At 68.0% G+C, this 15,589-nt stretch carries 13 protein-coding genes and 1 pseudogene; 6 read left to right on the top strand and 8 right to left on the bottom strand.

Annotated features, from left to right (window positions below; genetic code table 11):
• Positions 1 to 8: 8 nt before the first annotated feature.
• Positions 9 to 3,404 carry a DUF6603 domain-containing protein gene (locus ABTY62_RS40340; protein ID WP_352134354.1) on the bottom strand — a complete coding sequence of 1,132 codons (3,396 nt, stop codon included), beginning with the start codon at positions 3,402 to 3,404 and terminating at the stop codon, positions 9 to 11.
• A gap of 327 nt (positions 3,405 to 3,731) precedes the next feature.
• On the opposite strand from ABTY62_RS40340, the gene ABTY62_RS40345 reads away from it, so the two are divergent.
• Positions 3,732 to 5,444 carry a hypothetical protein gene (locus ABTY62_RS40345; protein WP_352134355.1) on the top strand — a complete coding sequence of 571 codons (1,713 nt, stop codon included), beginning with the start codon at positions 3,732 to 3,734 and terminating at the stop codon, positions 5,442 to 5,444.
• 206 nt (positions 5,445 to 5,650) lie between these two features.
• On the opposite strand, the gene ABTY62_RS40350 is transcribed toward ABTY62_RS40345, so the two are convergent.
• A complete protein-coding gene (locus ABTY62_RS40350) occupies positions 5,651 to 5,992 on the bottom strand; it encodes a MazG nucleotide pyrophosphohydrolase domain-containing protein (protein WP_352134356.1) in 342 nt (113 codons plus the stop codon).
• A gap of 219 nt (positions 5,993 to 6,211) precedes the next feature.
• Between ABTY62_RS40350 and ABTY62_RS40355 the strand changes: the two genes are divergently transcribed.
• Positions 6,212 to 6,796, top strand: a complete 585-nt coding sequence (locus ABTY62_RS40355; protein WP_352134357.1) for a class I SAM-dependent methyltransferase — start codon at positions 6,212 to 6,214, stop codon at positions 6,794 to 6,796.
• A 213-nt stretch (positions 6,797 to 7,009) separates the two neighbouring features.
• On the opposite strand, the gene ABTY62_RS47635 is transcribed toward ABTY62_RS40355, so the two are convergent.
• From ABTY62_RS47635 to ABTY62_RS40390, 6 genes and pseudogenes are all read right to left on the bottom strand, one after another.
• Positions 7,010 to 8,722 (bottom strand): GNAT family N-acetyltransferase, encoded by a 1,713-nt coding sequence (locus ABTY62_RS47635; RefSeq protein WP_502997615.1) that lies wholly within the window; start codon positions 8,720 to 8,722, stop codon positions 7,010 to 7,012.
• A gap of 73 nt (positions 8,723 to 8,795) precedes the next feature.
• On the bottom strand, positions 8,796 to 9,491 hold the full coding sequence (locus ABTY62_RS40370) for a response regulator transcription factor (protein ID WP_352134358.1): 696 nt from the start codon (positions 9,489 to 9,491) through the stop codon (positions 8,796 to 8,798).
• A gap of 75 nt (positions 9,492 to 9,566) precedes the next feature.
• Positions 9,567 to 10,271 carry a VanZ family protein gene (locus ABTY62_RS40375; RefSeq protein WP_352134359.1) on the bottom strand — a complete coding sequence of 235 codons (705 nt, stop codon included), beginning with the start codon at positions 10,269 to 10,271 and terminating at the stop codon, positions 9,567 to 9,569.
• Positions 10,272 to 10,406: 135 nt separating this feature from the next.
• Complete coding sequence (locus tag ABTY62_RS40380) at positions 10,407 to 11,267, bottom strand: flavin monoamine oxidase family protein (protein WP_352134360.1); 861 nt, start codon at positions 11,265 to 11,267, stop codon at positions 10,407 to 10,409.
• Positions 11,258 to 11,473 (bottom strand): annotated as a pseudogene (locus ABTY62_RS40385) (NAD(P)-binding protein); the annotation flags it as partial. The pseudogene ABTY62_RS40385 and the gene ABTY62_RS40380, both read right to left, overlap by 10 nt.
• A gap of 119 nt (positions 11,474 to 11,592) precedes the next feature.
• Positions 11,593 to 12,621 (bottom strand): alcohol dehydrogenase catalytic domain-containing protein, encoded by a 1,029-nt coding sequence (locus ABTY62_RS40390; protein ID WP_352134361.1) that lies wholly within the window; start codon positions 12,619 to 12,621, stop codon positions 11,593 to 11,595.
• A gap of 129 nt (positions 12,622 to 12,750) precedes the next feature.
• Here ABTY62_RS40390 and ABTY62_RS40395 point away from each other — a divergent pair, with 129 nt between their 5' ends.
• From ABTY62_RS40395 to ABTY62_RS40410, 4 genes are all read left to right on the top strand, one after another.
• Positions 12,751 to 13,641: a LysR family transcriptional regulator gene (locus ABTY62_RS40395; protein ID WP_352134362.1), complete on the top strand. Its 891-nt coding sequence runs from the start codon at positions 12,751 to 12,753 to the stop codon at positions 13,639 to 13,641.
• A 132-nt stretch (positions 13,642 to 13,773) separates the two neighbouring features.
• Positions 13,774 to 14,055, top strand: a complete 282-nt coding sequence (locus ABTY62_RS40400) for a hypothetical protein (protein WP_352134363.1) — start codon at positions 13,774 to 13,776, stop codon at positions 14,053 to 14,055.
• A 158-nt stretch (positions 14,056 to 14,213) separates the two neighbouring features.
• The gene (locus tag ABTY62_RS40405) at positions 14,214 to 14,747 is read left to right on the top strand and encodes a DinB family protein (RefSeq protein WP_352134364.1); all 534 of its coding nucleotides are present in this window, start codon (positions 14,214 to 14,216) and stop codon (positions 14,745 to 14,747) included.
• A 21-nt stretch (positions 14,748 to 14,768) separates the two neighbouring features.
• Positions 14,769 to 15,551 carry an SDR family NAD(P)-dependent oxidoreductase gene (locus ABTY62_RS40410; protein WP_352134365.1) on the top strand — a complete coding sequence of 261 codons (783 nt, stop codon included), beginning with the start codon at positions 14,769 to 14,771 and terminating at the stop codon, positions 15,549 to 15,551.
• Positions 15,552 to 15,589 lie beyond the last annotated feature (38 nt).

A 15,589-nucleotide genomic window follows, 5' to 3' on the forward strand; every position in this document is an offset into this window, starting at 1 on the left:
GGGGAGCGTCACGGGGAAAGAACGAGCGGCTGGGAGTTGTACAGTCCGCTTTCGATGCGATCTTGGTAATCGCTGAGAGAGTCGTTCGTGTGCGGGCTGTAGCCGAGGGAGTCGAGAGCGCTGTAGAGGTTGCTGCGAGCGGCGGCTGTGGAATTGCTGCCGAGGTCGGTGGCGATGTCGGCGATGGCGTGTTGGTCCGCGGCGGGGGCGGGCTGCTGAATGTGAGGGCCCGCAACGGGAGGAATGCATCCATCGGGTGAAAGAGGCTCGGTTTCCTCGAGGACGGACGAACCGACGGGGGGAAGACCGCCTTTGAGCGTGGAATCAGGGACGGCGACGCGGATACCGGTGATGTACGTATCCCTGGTGAGAGCGGGTTCTTTCGGGTCGGGCTCGCCGTCGACGGGGGTGCCCCAAAGAGCGTTGGCGACATGCTCGGTGAGGCATTCCACCCTCCATCCCTGGCCCTGCCAGTCGATCTGCGTGTCGCCTCGGGCGATGGTGACGCTGTGGGTGGCCTGGTTTCCCTTCCCGGCCTCGGGGCCCATGGGGCGGATGCTCAGCGTGGGGGCGACAGCACTGTCGGAGAGGGGGACGCCGTTGACGCAGGCGCTGGTGGCGGGGACGGCACAGTGGGTGGTGAAGCTGAACCCATGCGTGGACACGGCCCACGGTGGACGCGATCCGGCGTCCTGCGCAGAGGACTCGGTGTCGCTGCCGGAGGGCAGCAGGCCATCGCCCGCGGTGGCGTGCAGCCGGTCCTCGGCGGCCGGCAGCATCGCGGTGACGTGTTCCCAGCTCGCCCATGCGGGCTTCGTGCTTTCTTCCTGACCGATGGGGATGGCCCACCTGATACCAAAAGGAAGATTGATGATGACGTTTCCGCCGAACGGCGGAGCCCACGCATCCAAAGTGAGCTCGCATTCGAATCTCTTCGTGAATACAAGCTTGATCTCGACCCCTACGGACAGCCCGATCCGAGCCCTGACGTGGAACGGATGCCACTGGATGAGGGCGTCGAACCCAGCCGTGCAGAACAGGATGACATGCCCGATCTTGAAGTCTGCCTTTGCGTCCAGCTCCATTTTGCAGCCGAACATGTACGCGGCCGGTGTCAAAGTGCAGTAGACCGACGCGGTCATGGATATTGTTTTTGAGAGCGTCCAGCCGACCTTCACCCTGTCAAGATTCGACGGATAGTAGGACGGCATGGTGATGCCATGGGGGTATCCTCCCGCGGTCAGTACGAACTCACCGCGGTGGCCACCGGTGAGCCAGATGTTGAGTGCCAAAGCTCCGGTAATTCGCGCTTCGTTCGCGAAGAAGAATGCTTTTGCATCGATGGCGGCGGCGATGGCAAACAGTCCGGTCGCCGACTGATATGTCGCGTCCAGTACCAGTTGGACCCTCACGAAGGGATCCCAGCCCCCCAGCATCGCGAGGGACTGACTCGAAGGCGGCACTTCGAAGGCGGCCAGCCCTATCAGCGCCGCCGACCAGCCGATCTTGTCGATCGCAATCGCGACCACGGCCTGGGCATCGACTTGCCCGCAAATACTCGCACTTACCCCCAGCACGCCCCAGAACGCCCCGTCCTGAGGCCGTATCCACGGGGGATTGGTGGCCGAGAGCGCTCTCAGCGCAGACAACGGGCCGTCCGGCGGGTTGGGCTCCGCATCCTCCTCGGTCGGGTTCTTGTCCACCGGATGTGTGCTCTTCACCATCAGCGGGAAGGAAAGGACCTCCGTCGGCCCTGGCGTCCGCAGCTGATTGTTGTACCCGAAGCCGATACAGAATCCATCGATGATGACGGGGCCGATCGGTATTCCGCGCCCCGTCCCCGCGTTCACCCGCCCGAACAGAAACCCGGTGGTGTATTCGGGGTCCTTGGTCTTCCCGAGAGCGCCCATGAGCTGGAAGCCTGTGACATCGGATCCTTGCGGGTTTCCGAACTGCAGGATGACGTCACCTTCTACCAGATAGTAGTAGTGCGAATCCTTCTTGAATATCAGACCCCCGGCGATCCGGAAATCGGGGAGCTGTACGTCGAGGCCAAGGCCCTCGATGAGCGGCAACGGGAAGTCCGGCGCATTCAACGGTATCCCGACCTTGGCCCCGGCGAGCTCGAGACGGACTCCCGCTCCTTTCAGGCTGCCGCCCACAGAGCCGTCCACCAGGACCCATACGTTGGGATCGTCGTAGTCCAGCCCGATACGGCCCAGATACAGAGGACCGAGCTGCTCGGATACATCGAACCACACGGGCTCGACCCCTGCCCCCAGGACCTGAGGCAGGGCCATGGTTGTCGGCACAGCCTCCTTCTCGTACTCCGCCATGGCGAACCATGACCCGTCCCCCTCGAAGTACTTGTCCGGGAATATCGGCAACCGGGCCGCGACCTTTTTCTCGATCTCACCGATCGTCTCGTTCAAAGCATTCAACTGCTCTGCTTCGAAAGTGCCGGTGCACACTCCGGCGCCCAGATGATTCAGCGTCATTCCCCGAGCGGGCGTCATATCCACCAGCTTCGAAAAACTCCAGGGCATCCCGATCCCGCAGGCGGATTCCACGATATAGATGAAATCCTCGCCCCCCGGCACATGGGCCTTCACCGATCCGAGGGAGAAGCGCCAGTTGCCGTCCGTCGACTGGCCGCACAGCGTCAGAACGTCCGACTGCGGGTCGTACACCACCCAGACTTGAGTCAGTTTCGGTGCCAGCGCCCCCGCCGGTATCCCACCAGAGCTGATCTTGAATGCCTTCAGGAGATTCCCGACCGTCACCTCGCCCTGGCCGTCCATGGAAACATCGAAAGGCATCACAAACACAGCCGTACTGAGCACATCCGGTGACGTACTGTCCGGGCTGGGGAGCGCACGCCTGGTGTGATCCCCGACCTTGGCCGCTACCTTGCCCGCGGAAGCCATGTGCAGATGGATATTCTGACCGAAAGTCAATCCCGCAGCTACGCCCGCGAAAGGAGCCAGGGTATGGCCGTTCGTTCGTGTCTCCAGGAGCAGCTGCATCTCCGTGAAGCCAAGGTTGGGAAGAAAGCCGATGTCGAGGTGGAGTCCCCCGGAACTGATGTCCTTGAGATCGTGGGGGAGCGAGATCTCAACTTTGACGCCGGCGACCTCACCGCCGGCGATCGGGAAGCTTGTCTTTACCCGTTGTCCATCCCACTGAGCTCCGGGCAGTCGCAATTTTCCGACGAGAACCACGGTTTCGTCGGTTTCAGGATTCCCCTGGAAACCGGCTCCCGGGTTGGTTTCGAGACTGCCTTGCAGGTGATTCTGGAACAGCTCCTGTGCTGCGGGAATATATAATCTACTGCCCGGCAAGGTGAACGTATCCGTGCTTTGGTCGAGACAATTCAGAAGATCTTCACGGGACAGACCGGTCATGGCACACCACCTCTGGGACGCGTCAAATCGGCTCCTGGTCGAGCGCCAGGCGAAGTGAGAAACGATCGCTCGGTCGAGCCTGTAGCAGTACTGCGTCCTAAGTCACCCCGGAACGTACCCCCCTCACCTGACAGCTCGCTCCATCGGTTTGGTTGTTTTGGTGCGGGAGGGGGATCGGGTCTGAGGCGACGTATGACAAGGCGAATAGCGCGTGGGCGAGCCGCGGTTGTGACGTCAGATGGTGTGGGCACGGCCGGGTGCCGGTGGCTGGTTCGGCGACGCGTGCCGGAGGTTCCGGCGATCTTGTTACCGACGGGAGCGTTTGTCATGTCAGCGAAGCTTTTCGATGCCGCGTTCTCCGCTCCACCGCACGGAGACGCGGCCGTGGCCAGTGGCTATTTCCTCATCGGCAACCAGTACTACCGCTTTGCGTGGAACAGTTCCGGGAGTAAGCAGAAGGTCACCTACCAGGATTTCGGCGCCACCCGATATCTGCTCGACATTCCCCAGGCTGCCGTGTCGTTCGGCGAGGGCGTGGACGCCGTCTGCTGCCTGGACCTGAACACCATCTACCTGTTCAAGGGCGACCAGTGCCTGTGGGCCCGGATGGCCGGAGATGCCGATACCGCCGCCAAGCCGATCAGCACCGTCTTCAAAGGCCTTCCCGCTCCCTTTACCAGCAAGATCGATGCGGCATTGCCGTTCCGGGACGGCAACACCGTCAAGATCTGGTTCTTCTCCGGCAGCCAGTGCTGCCTCTACAACCGGGAGTCCCTGGCCCAGCACGTCGAGCTCTCCGGCGATACCAGCACGCTGTGGGGCCTGGCCGGTGACTTCGCCGCCGGCATCGACTTCGCCGTGCCCGAACTCAGGTCCGGTGGTGACTTCCAGGACAGCGGCTACCTCTTCCACGGCAACCAGTGGATCGCCTGCACCCCCGGCACCCACAGCGTCGTCGGCACCTGCCAGACCGTCAGCGACACCGACTGGCCCGGACTCGGCTCCATCGGCGCGCGGGTCTTCGACCAGCCCGGTACCCACTCCTGGACCGTCCCCAGCGGCGTGAACCAGATCACCGCGAGGATCTGGGGTGCCGGCGGCAGCGGCGGCACTGGAGGCGCCGGCGACGGCACGAGCGGAACAGGCGGCGCCGGGGGCGACGGAGGCCTCGGCGCCTACTACGCCGGCACCTGCGCCGTTACCCCCGGACACACACTCACCTTCACCGTCGACGGGCCCGGCACCACCACCAACTGCTCCACCGGCCTTCACGACGGCGATTACGCCGGCGTCTGGGTCGGCAGCGGTGGCAACGGAGGCGATGGTGGCAACGCCTGGCAGGACCACCACGGCGGCGGTGGGGGCGCCGGGGGCGCCGGCGGTGGAGGTGCGGACACCGGTGGCAAAGGCGGCCAGGGCACCGAAGGCGGCCGCGACGGCACCGACGGCAACGCGTCGTCCTTCAACTTCCTGGGCACGGTCATGGGCGGCCACGGCGGAGGCGGTGGCGGCACCGCCGGCGCGGGCGGAGGGGGTACCGCATTTGCCTACTCTGCGAACCACAGCATCGGCGCCGGCGGCGACGGCGCCAACGGCACCAAGGGCGGCTACTTAGGTCTCAGAACCAGCGGAGGAGAAGGCCCCGGCGGCAACGGTCAATGCGGGCAGAATCAGGGCGCGTATAGGCCTGGTGCCGGCGGTGGTCATGGCCCCGGTGCGGGCGGTGGGGGCGGTGCCGGTGGCACGGGCGGTGTCACCAGCGCCACCGGCGGCGGCTACTGCGGTGGGGGTGGGGGTGCCGGCAACGCCGCCGGCGGTGGCGCAGGCGGCGGTGGCGGAGACGGCGGATACAGCCACCCCCTGATGGACGTCACGGAAAACCAGCGCGGCCAGGGGAGCAGGCCGGGCGGCAACCCACCCGCCAACGTCGCCACCGGCGGTAAGGGCGGAACGGGCGGAACCGGCGGAGGCACCCCCGGCACCCCCGGCCAACCCGGCGGCCCCGGCCTCATCACCATCACCTGGGGACCCGCCCGCTGACCGCCCCCCAGGGCGGACGGGAAGCATACGAGGACGACCCTGGCACCACCCGCCGCCAACCGCGAGCTGACGGCTCGGCTCAACGTCACACCGACTGATCGCGCAGCCCGTGACCAGCCGAAACGCGGGCGCCCCGGTTCCCGGCCACTGCTCGGCCGGGAGCCGGCGCGGACGGTCTACGCTGACGTGTTCGCGGCGGTCGTCCGTCACGGCAGTTCCTTGCCGTCGGCGAGTTGGGCGGTGATCGACTCATCGAGTTCCGCCATGGTGCGTCGGAAGGCATCCTCCAGATCCACCTCGTAGCGGTGCGCAAGGATCAATACTGACCACAGGCAGTCGGCGAGCTCATGCTCCAGCGCCGCCCGGCCGCCCGGGACATCTCGGGCACCTTCCTGAGCCATGATGAGCTTGGCCAGATCACCGACGTCTCCCATGAAGCCGAGCATGAACTCGTCTCGCGTCCACGCCCGTCCGCGCTCACGGCGGTTCAGTTCGTCGTAGAGGTCATGGATCCGAATCGCCTGCTCTTTCAGCTCGCCGAGGTCCACGGAGCCCGCCTTTCCGTTTCAACGTGTCGAGGTGATCGAGGATTGACCCTCTCGCTGGGAGCCTTGATCGTCAACGGGTCGCGATCACTCGCGGTCCCGGAACAGGTCGGGAACCCGGCGCCGTTGCAACTCGTCAGACGTGCAGTTCTCCCACTGCCTTGCGCCGTGCGGGTGCTTGACGAGTTTCCGGTTCGCCCCCGCCTGAAAGGCAGAGTCCTGATGACGACCGCGCCCGCCACCTACTGGGAGCGGCTCTGGCACGACGGCCGCCGGTACCGCCGGGTGACCGGTGCCGAGACCACGCTCCTGGCCAGGTATCTCGGCCCCGGCCGCGGACGCCCGGCCCTCGACATCGGCAGCGGGGACGGCGCGCTCGCCCGCCACCTCCACCACCAGCTCGGCTACCGCACCACCGGCGTGGACTGCGCTCCCACCGCCGTCGCCCTCGCGGCCGCTGAGGACGTCGAGACCGTGGAGGACGAATCCGGCCCGGCCTGGCGGCTGATGGACTTCACAAGCGACGACCTCGGCAAACTGCCGGAGCCCGCGTACGCCGCCGTCACCTGCCGCCTTGTCTACCGGTGGGTGGACGACAAACCGGCCTTCCTCGACCGCGTCCGCCACGTCCTCGCACCCGGTGGAATCCTGTGGGTCGTCACCGAGCTCGCCGAACGCCGCGAGGACACCGACCCCCTCAAGAAGCTGGGGATCACCGCCGCCGACGTCGAGCTCCTCACCGCGGGCTGGTCTGTCGTACGGAACGCCGACCTCGACCTGCTCCGCTGCTACGCCCTCCGCCTCTGAAGGCCTCCCTCGTGTGGCCACGCCCGCCCCCGTGGACGGCCGCGTGCGGTGCAGCCATTGCCAGCAGGGCGACGTCGGCCAGCAGCCGCGAGGCCGTGGGGGAGGAGGTGACTGGTCTGCACCGCTTTCTACAGCGGTCGGCGCGGAGTACGGCATCAACCGCCTCGAAAGACACCGCGCCGTGGCCACGAGGGACGACAAGCTGGCGGCCCGCTACGAGGCGACCGCCCTCGTCGCCGCCATCGATGAATGGCTGTGACCAGCGTCGTTGAGAGTGATCCAGTAGCGGCGCTTGACCCCGGCTTCGGTGCTGCGCACATCTTCGAGGACGCCGCCGTTGCTTTCGATGGTGCGCGCCGAGCCGACGTTGCCGTCATCACAGGTGAGGAGGACCCGGTCCAGACCGAGCGCCGGTGCCTTGAGCAGAACCGCGCCCAGCGCCCACGAGGCCAGTCCGCGTCTCCTGGCGGAAGGCCGAACGCTGTAGCCGATGTGTCCGCCGCCTTCCAACAGAAAGGCGTTCAGATAGTGCCGGAGGTCGATGGCCCCGAGGTACGTCTCGCCGTCGACAATCCACCAGTGGGTAGCGTGGACGCGTCCTTCCCCGACAGGCAGCGACCGGTCCGCTTGCTGGCGCAGTCGCTCGACCCATGCGGCGAACCCTTCCGGGCTGTCGAGGTCATCGTCACCAACCAGACGCAGGCCGGCCCCGTCCTGGTGAGCACCCGGCTGCCACTCGTCACGCGCCGTGAGCCACGAGGAATGCAGCCGCCCTGTGGGAGCGATCAGTTCAGCCATGCGAGGGACCATAACACCCGCACCCCCTCGGTGATCAGGCGCTTTCTGCCAGATCGGGAGCCCGGCCCGTCGGGTGGGGGCAGGTGAGCCACTCGGGGAGGATGCCCGCGGCGTGCCGGGAAGTCGAACCGTGACGCGGAGGCCGCCGGAGGGGCGGGGGGCGAGGTCGAGGGTGCCGTCGTGTGCTCGGACGAGGCTGTGCACGATGGCCAGCCCGAGGCCGACGCCGGCGTGCTCGTCGGTGCGTATGCGTTCTGTTCCGCGTTGGAAGGGTTCGGTGAGGGCCGGTATCAGTTCCGGCGGGAGCGGACGGCCGGTGTTCTCGACCCGCAGCACGCTCGCGTCGTGCTGCGGTTCGGTGTGGACCGTTACGGTGCCGCCGGCGGGGAGGTTGTGGACGATGGCGTTCTGGACGAGGTTCGTCACCATCCGCAGTATGAGCGCCGTGGAGCCGACGGTCTGTGTTGCCTCGCCGGTGACGTCGAGTGTGATCTGGCGCTTTTCGGCGAGGGGAAGCAGCGTTTCGGCGGCTTCTTCGGCTATGAGGGAGAGGTCGACGGCCTCGCGGGTGAAGCTCCTGCGGTCGGCGCGGCTGAGCAGCAGGAGGGCCTCGGTGAGGTCGATCGCCCGCGTGTTGACAGTGCGGAGGCGTTCGATGAGTTCGCCCTGGTCCCGCGTGGGGTCGTTGCGGGCGGCGTCGAGGAGTGTCTTGGAAATCGCCAGCGGGGTGCGCAGTTCGTGGGAGGCGTTCGCGGCGAACCTCCGCTGTTCGGTGACGTGGGAGTCGAGTTGTTCCAGCATGGTGTCGAACACGTCGGCGAGTTCACGGAATTCGTCTTTGGGACCTTTCATGCGGATCCGGTGGGACAGCGATCCGTTCGCGGCCATCCGTGCCGCGTACGCGATCCGTGTGAGTGGTGCGAGCATCCGGCCGGCGAGGATCCATCCTCCCAGGAGGCCGAACACGAGAAGGAAGGCCAGCGCTGTGGCCGCGGCGGGGGCGAAGCCGCGCAGGAGGTCGGAGCGGTTGGGCCCGGTGATGATCACGGCGCCGAACGTCCTCTGGAGGGATCTGCGGTCGTCGTCCGGCAGCCAGCGCAGCACGAATACCCAGGCCACGGCCAGCATGAGAGCGCCGGCGAGGAGGAGGAATCCGGTGTAGCTGATGGTGAGTTTCAGTCGGGTGCTGAGCCCTGGGCGTCTATTCATGACTGCCGCCGGGTTGGGCGGTGTCCATGCCGGTGTCGATTCGGTAGCCGACGCCGGGCACCGTGGCGATGAGCCATGGTTCGCCGAGTCGTTTGCGCAGTGCGGAGACGGTGATGCGGACGGCGTTGGTGAAGGGGTCGGCGTTGTTGTCCCAGGCCCGTTCCAGTAGCTCTTCGGCGCTGACGACACCGCCTTCGGCGGCGACGAGGACTTCGAGCACGGCGAACTGTTTGCGGGTGAGCGCGACGTAGCGTCCGTGGCGGAAGACCTCCCGGCGGAAGGGGTCCAGCCGCAGACCCGCGATCTCGCGGACCGGGGGCCGGGCGTATGCGCGTCTGCGGTCGAGCGCCCTCAGCCGCATGACGAGCTCCCGCAGCTCGAACGGTTTGGTGAGGTAGTCGTCGGCGCCGAGCTCGAACCCGGAAGCCTTGTCCTCGATCCGGTCGGCAGCGGTGAGCATGAGGATCGGGATGCCGCTGCCGGAGGCGACGATGCGCCGGGCGATCTCGTCGCCGGACGGGCCGGGGATGTCGCGGTCGAGGACCGCGAGGTCGTAGGAGTTGACGCTGAGCAGTTCCAGGGCGGAGTCGCCGTCGCCGGCGATGTCGGCGGCGATCGCCTCCAGCCGCAGACCGTCACGGACGGCTTCGGCCAGGTAGGGCTCGTCCTCCACGAGCAGTACGCGCATGTCCGAAGCCTAAGCAGCACAACATATCGCCGACGTATGCAAAGACGTGTGCACTCCCGACACGCGACACGCGACTCAGCCCGCTGGTGCCGGCGCGGGGCGAGGCTGGTCCGACGGTGCTTCCGCCGCAGTGCGCCACCAGCGGCGCGACGCCAGCGCGGCCAGCACGGCGCCGGCGGCGTTGACCAGTACGTCGTCCACGGAGGACACCCGGTCCAGCCACAGGGCGTACTGTGCGGTTTCGACCAGGACCGAGCAGCCCGCCCCGAGCGCCAGAATCCGCGGCACGGACGCCAGCGCCGCGAACCGCATGGGGGCGAAGAACCCCAGCGCCGCGAAGATCAGCAGGTTGCCGACGATCCCGCCCGGCCCCATCGTGACCAGGTCCCGCAGCGGTACCAGGCTCACCCGGCGCGCAGCGGTGCCGGCCCCGGCGCCCGGCATCATGGTCATCCATAGGAACGGCACCGTCCCATGGACCATGCCCACCTCGGCCAGCGACATCCGCCACGCCGATGTGACGCCAACGGCACGCCGACGGCACGCCAGAGCCCACACCACCAGCGCGGCCAACGGCAGCGTGACCAATGTCATGAGCACCACACCGTTGAACGTATCGAAGCAGCCGTGCCACCGCCCGGCCATGCACATCGGAGCGGGCATCATGAGCGGCCGCCACACGACGAACGTGGCGCTCACCATGCCGAGGATCGCCAGGCTGAGGAGCACGATCCTGCGCGTGCGGCGGGGCGGTGCCGACAGGGATGCGTTGTGGTTCATGCCCCCATTGGAGACGGAGGGCCGTTGTGGTGACGTATGCGATTTTCGATACGCCTGCGATACACCGATCGAGTTTTCGGAGCCGGAGCCCACGACGACGAGAACGAAAGGGCGGTCCGTGGAGAGGGATCCCTATTAGCGCCTTGTGGTGGGGATGGTGATGCTGCGGCTGTTCAGGACGCCGGGCGCCACCAGTACGGCCTGTGCCGCTCGCTCTCCGGCAGCGAGCGCGCCTTCGATGTGTCCGGCGTGGTCGGTCGCCGTCTCGGTGGACGCCCAGTGCAGGCGGCCGTCGAGCGCCGGCCGCTGGTAGAGGGGGTGGCCGAAGAGCGAGTAGTCGGCGAGGTGCCGCACAGTGGACGGGGACGTCCACTGCTCGGCGCTCCAGTTCTGCACATGCAGGACATCGGGGGCGGCCGCGGCCGGCCCGAAGAGCCGCGCGAGCTGTGCGGTGACTGTCTTGTCGAATCCCGCTCGGACGGTGCGCGCGTGGGCGAATCCGAAGAGTGCGGCGGGTCGGCCGTCGGGCCCCGACATGTCGTGTATCTCCTGGAGGGGGCCGGTCCTGCTGAGCGCCGCGCCGGCCAGCCCGGCCTCCCGCCAGAAGGCGGAGGGGTACTGGGCGACGACCTTGGCGACGGCCCCCATCCAGACCGGGGTGGACCGGGCGAGGCGCACGAGGTCGGCGGGAAGTGCGTCGCGGAAGTCGATGCGCTCCAGGGCAGGGTTCCGGCCGGGGTGAGCACGGCAAGGCCGCCCGTGCCGTCCGGATGGATGGCGGTGACGGGCGTGTTCAGCCGCAGGGACTCGGCGGGCAGTGCGGCGGCGAGGGCGGTGGCGAGGTTCTGGGATCCGGCGGTGAAGCGGCGGGAGGGGGCGTCGATCAGGTTGCCGGCGTAGCGGCGTGTGCCGGTGCTCTCCTGGAGGATGGTGTCGCCGGTGAGGTGCTGGTCGAAGGTCTCGATGCCGCTGCGTACGGCCAGGGTCCGCACGCACTCCTCTCCGTCCCAGAACCAGGTGGCTCCCAGGTCAAGGGCCCGGCCCGGATGCGATGTGGGGGCAGAGAGCAGGCGTCCGCCGATGCGGTCACGGGCCTCCAGGCAGATCGTCTCGCGGCCGGCGGCGTGCAGAGCGGTGGCCGCGGCGAGTCCGGAGGCGCCGGCGCCGACCACGATCACGTTGTTGCTGTCCTGGCGGGACATGTGTGGCTTCCTTTTTGATCAGGCCGAACCGCCGCTGTCGTCGGTGGTGTTTCGGCGTCCGGCTCCTGACGCGTGCCGAGCCGGCGGCAGCCACGCGAGGTGGGGGCGGCCGGAGGGGGCTACTCGCCGTCGGCGGTGTCCAGGACGATCCGGAAGCGGGGAGCTCCCGAGCGCAGCCGGGCCACGGCTTCGCCGGCCTGCTCCAGCGGCATGCGCTCGATCATGGGGCGTACGCCGTTGGTGACGGCGAACTCCATTGCCTCCTCCGTCTCGCGCGCGCTGCCGGTCAGGTGTCCGGTGAGGGTGTGGCCGTTCATGACGAGCTGGGCCGCCGGAACGGTCACGGATCCCGAGTCGACCCCGACGAGGGTGAGCTGTCCGTGCACGTTCAGCCCGGTGAGCAGTTCGTCCACGGGGGCGGTGGCGGAGGCGGTGTGGACGATGAGGTCCGCGCCGCCGAGTTGCCTCAGGGCGGCTCCGGGCGCCTGGGCGTTGCCGTCGATGTAGTGGTGGGCGCCGAGGGCGCGGGCGAGCTGCTCGCGGTCGCTGCCCCGGGCGATGGCGATGGTCTCGTAGCCGAGCTTCGCCGCGAACTGGACGGCGAGGTGGCCCAGTCCGCCGATCCCGAACACGGCGACGCGACCGCCCGCGCGCGTGCCGGCCGTGCGCACGGCGTTGAAGGTCGTGACGCCCGCGCAGCCGAACGGGGCGGCGTCGAACAGGTCGAGCCCGCCGGGGATGCGCGCGAGCGCGTCGGCGGGCACGGTGATGCTCTGGGCCCACCCGCCCGGGTAGGACACGCCGGGTACCTTGCGTTCGGGGCAGTGGACGACGTCGCCCGCGCGGCAGAACGCGCAGTGCCCGCAGCTGCCGCCGAACCAGCCGACGGCCACGCGGTCCCCGACCGACCAGCCCTCCACCTGGTCGCCCATCTCGGCGATGACACCGGCGACCTCGTGCCCCGGGCTCACCGGGAAGGACGTGCCCGCGCCGGTGGCCGCGGCCGTTCCGATGTCGGCGTTGCACACGCCGCTCGCCGCGACGGCCACGCGGACCCACCTGCCCGTCGGCGATGGCGTCTCGGCCATGGAGGGGTGAACAGGGCCCTGGGGGTCGGTCACGACCATGGCCACGGCAGTGTCTGACATGGTGCCTTTTCCATTCCGAACACGACGATGATGCATATAGCGGCTGGCTATGCCGGATCAGCGGCGACCCCACCGTAGGCTGAGGGAAACAGGCCCGGTAGGGGACATCAGTGAATGGAGCGATAAGGCATGGCTATGACGGATCGCCTGAATCCCGAAGGACTCCGATACGCGCAGGCCGTCGCCGAGACCAAGTCGTTCAGCGCCGCCGCACGCGCCTACGGCGTCACCCAGCCCGCCCTGTCCAACGGGATCGCCAAGCTGGAGGAGCGCCTCGGTGACAAGCTGTTCGACCGGTCGCCGCGCGGCGTGACCCAGACCACCTTCGGTACTCGGATCCTTCCTCTGATCGAGCGTGCCCTGGTCGCGCTGGACGCCGTCGCTGCGGAGGCCAGGCGGCTGACCGAACCAGGCGAGCAGAAGATCCGCATGGGTCTCTCGCCCCTGATCGGCTCGCACCTGGTCGCCCGGGCGTTCAGCAAGGTGCGCGACCTTCCCGCCCCGCGCGACCTCGTGCTGCGCGAGGCGAACATGCAGGACCTGCGCGAATGCCTGCGGGCCGGCCAACTCGACATCATCCTGATCCCGGCCGTCACCGCGATGCCCCGCTTCGAGCACCGGGTCATCGACGTCGAGCCGATCGTCGTGGTCACCCCCGATCCCGCAGAGGCGGCTCCGCTCGAACTCGAAGAAGTCGGCGAGGAATGCTTCATCCTCGTTCCGGACACCTGCGGCCTGACCACCTTCACCACACAGCTCTTCCAGGCACGCGACATGCCCCTGCGCACCTATCCGGGAGAAGCCGCCAGCTACCGGGTCCTGGAGGACTGGACCAAGCTGGGCCTGGGCTCGGCCATGGTCCCCCGCTCCAAGCTCACCTCGCCCGACGTGCCCCACCGGCCCCTGATGGACGAGGGTCGCGAGGTGCAGATCTCATTCGAGGCGGTCTGGAGCGCCGACTCCCCTCTCAGCGCGGACCTGCTCCGCCTCGCCGACAGCCTCGCGGCCGCCCGCCACTAGCCATACGGAACACTTATAGCCTGATTCGGCAGGATCCTCTACCGGCCCCCGGCGAGGAACGCCTAACTTGGCAGGCACGTTGCGGTGCCCACCCGTACCGCTGAATCCCTGCCGATCGAGTGAGGCATAACCATGGCATATCTTGAGATCACGCTCCAGGTGGACCCGGTCAACCGCGTCGCGGCCGCGGGTGTGTACGAGAAGTACAAGCAGCCGTTCCTTGACACCGTCCCGGGCGCCACCAGCAAGGAGCTCCTCGTCCGCAACGAGGACGTCCAGGTGCTCCACGGCTTTCAGAACGTGGCCGACGCGAAGGCGTACCTGGCGAGCGACCTGTTCACCCGCGATGTGGTCGGCGGCCTGTCCCCGTTGCTGAAGGCGGCACCCGAGGTGCGCCTCTACGACACCGTCTGACCCTCCCAGAACCATCGGGGCGGACCCCGCGCACCAGGCTTCGCCCAGCCCGTCATCGGCCCGCGCGGCTCGCCGGAGCGATCGCGCCCGCCCTCGTCACCGCGGTCCTGACCCGGCATCGATCCCTTCCCCTCACCCCAACACCGACAGGTGGAGTCATGCGCGAACTCGAAGCGCTGCTACGCGAATACGACCGTGCCCGCGCGTACACGGACGAGCTGTGGAAAGACCTCACCCCGGACGAGGTGACCTGGCGCCCGCACGAGAACTCCAGTGCCATCGGCTGGCATCTCGGCCACCAGGCCCACGTCGCCCACTTCATGATCCGCAACCTCACCGCAGCCGAGCCCAGCCCCGACCCGGAACTGGACGGGCTCATGGACTCGGCGAATCCGGAGAAGTTCCGCGGCACGCTGCCCACGGTCAAACGGCTCACCGCCTTCCGCGACACCGTCGCCGAACGCGTCCACGCCCGGATCGGCGACATCGCCGCCGGCAACGTCGGCGCCCCCACCCAACTGACCATCGTCGCCACCCACCTGCTGACCGCACTCATCAACCACGAGTACCAGCACGACCAGTGGATCAGCGAGGTCCGCGCCGACGACCTCGGCCACTCGCTCCCGCCCGACCCCGCCTCGGACCGGCTCAGCCGCATCGACGGCTACCTCGTCCTCAACCCCTACGCCTGACAACCGCACCAGGAGCACCACATGTCCAGCGACACCCTTGACTTCACCGGGCAGAAGGTCGTCGTCATCGGCGGCACCAGCGGCATCGGCTACGCCGTCGCCCGCCACGTCCTCGACGCCGGTGGCCGCGCCGTCGTCACCGGCCGCGCACAGTCCAGCGCCGACGAAGCGGCGGCTGCCCTGTCCACCCACGGCAACGCCGTCGGCTTGGCGGCCGACCTGACTGTCCCGGCGGCCGTCGACCGCCTACGCCTCATCCTCACCGAAGAGCACACCGACGCCACCCTCCTCGTCAACGCGGCCGGTGTCTTCGCCCCGAAGCCCTTCCTGGAGCACACGCCCGAGGACTACGACCGCTACCAGGCCATCAACCGGGCCTTCTTCTTCCTGACCCAGACCGTCACCGGCAACATGATCGCCCGCGACGCGAAGGGAGCCATTGTCAACATCGGCTCCATGTGGGCCCACCAGGCCATCGCCGCCACGCCCTCGTCGGCGTACTCGATGGCCAAGGCCGGGCTCCACGCGCTGACCCAGCACCTCGCGCTGGAACTCGCCTCGCACGGCATCCGCGTCAACGCGGTCGCCCCGGCCGTGGTGCGCACCCCGATCTACGAGGAGTTCATCCCCAAGTCGGATGTCGACTCCGCGCTCGACGGCTTCAACGATTTCCACCCCCTCGGCCGCACCGGCACCCCCGACGACATCGCCGTCACCGTGGCCTTCCTCCTGTCGACCCAGACCGACTGGGTCACCGGCGCCGTCTGGGACATCGACGGCGGCGTCATGGCCGGACGCAACTGACCCGGCCTCGCCATCCACATAGCAATCGCCGAGGGAAC

This window comes from Streptomyces sp. NPDC097640 (assembly GCF_040302705.1).
Taxonomy (GTDB): domain Bacteria; phylum Actinomycetota; class Actinomycetes; order Streptomycetales; family Streptomycetaceae; genus Streptomyces.

Bases quoted from the DNA above. Each gene is read 5' to 3' on its own strand.
- ABTY62_RS40340 (WP_352134354.1), bottom strand. From the start codon at position 3,404: ATGACCGGTCTGTCCCGTGAAGATCTTCTGAATTGTCTCGACCAAAGC.
- ABTY62_RS40345 (WP_352134355.1), top strand. From the start codon at position 3,732: ATGTCAGCGAAGCTTTTCGATGCCGCGTTCTCCGCTCCACCGCACGGA.
- ABTY62_RS40355 (WP_352134357.1), top strand. From the start codon at position 6,212: ATGACGACCGCGCCCGCCACCTACTGGGAGCGGCTCTGGCACGACGGC.
- ABTY62_RS47635 (WP_502997615.1), bottom strand. From the start codon at position 8,722: ATGCTGGCCGTGGCCTGGGTATTCGTGCTGCGCTGGCTGCCGGACGAC.
- ABTY62_RS40370 (WP_352134358.1), bottom strand. From the start codon at position 9,491: ATGCGCGTACTGCTCGTGGAGGACGAGCCCTACCTGGCCGAAGCCGTC.
- ABTY62_RS40375 (WP_352134359.1), bottom strand. From the start codon at position 10,271: ATGAACCACAACGCATCCCTGTCGGCACCGCCCCGCCGCACGCGCAGG.
- ABTY62_RS40390 (WP_352134361.1), bottom strand. From the start codon at position 12,621: ATGTCAGACACTGCCGTGGCCATGGTCGTGACCGACCCCCAGGGCCCT.
- ABTY62_RS40395 (WP_352134362.1), top strand. From the start codon at position 12,751: ATGGCTATGACGGATCGCCTGAATCCCGAAGGACTCCGATACGCGCAG.
- ABTY62_RS40400 (WP_352134363.1), top strand. From the start codon at position 13,774: ATGGCATATCTTGAGATCACGCTCCAGGTGGACCCGGTCAACCGCGTC.
- ABTY62_RS40405 (WP_352134364.1), top strand. From the start codon at position 14,214: ATGCGCGAACTCGAAGCGCTGCTACGCGAATACGACCGTGCCCGCGCG.
- ABTY62_RS40410 (WP_352134365.1), top strand. From the start codon at position 14,769: ATGTCCAGCGACACCCTTGACTTCACCGGGCAGAAGGTCGTCGTCATC.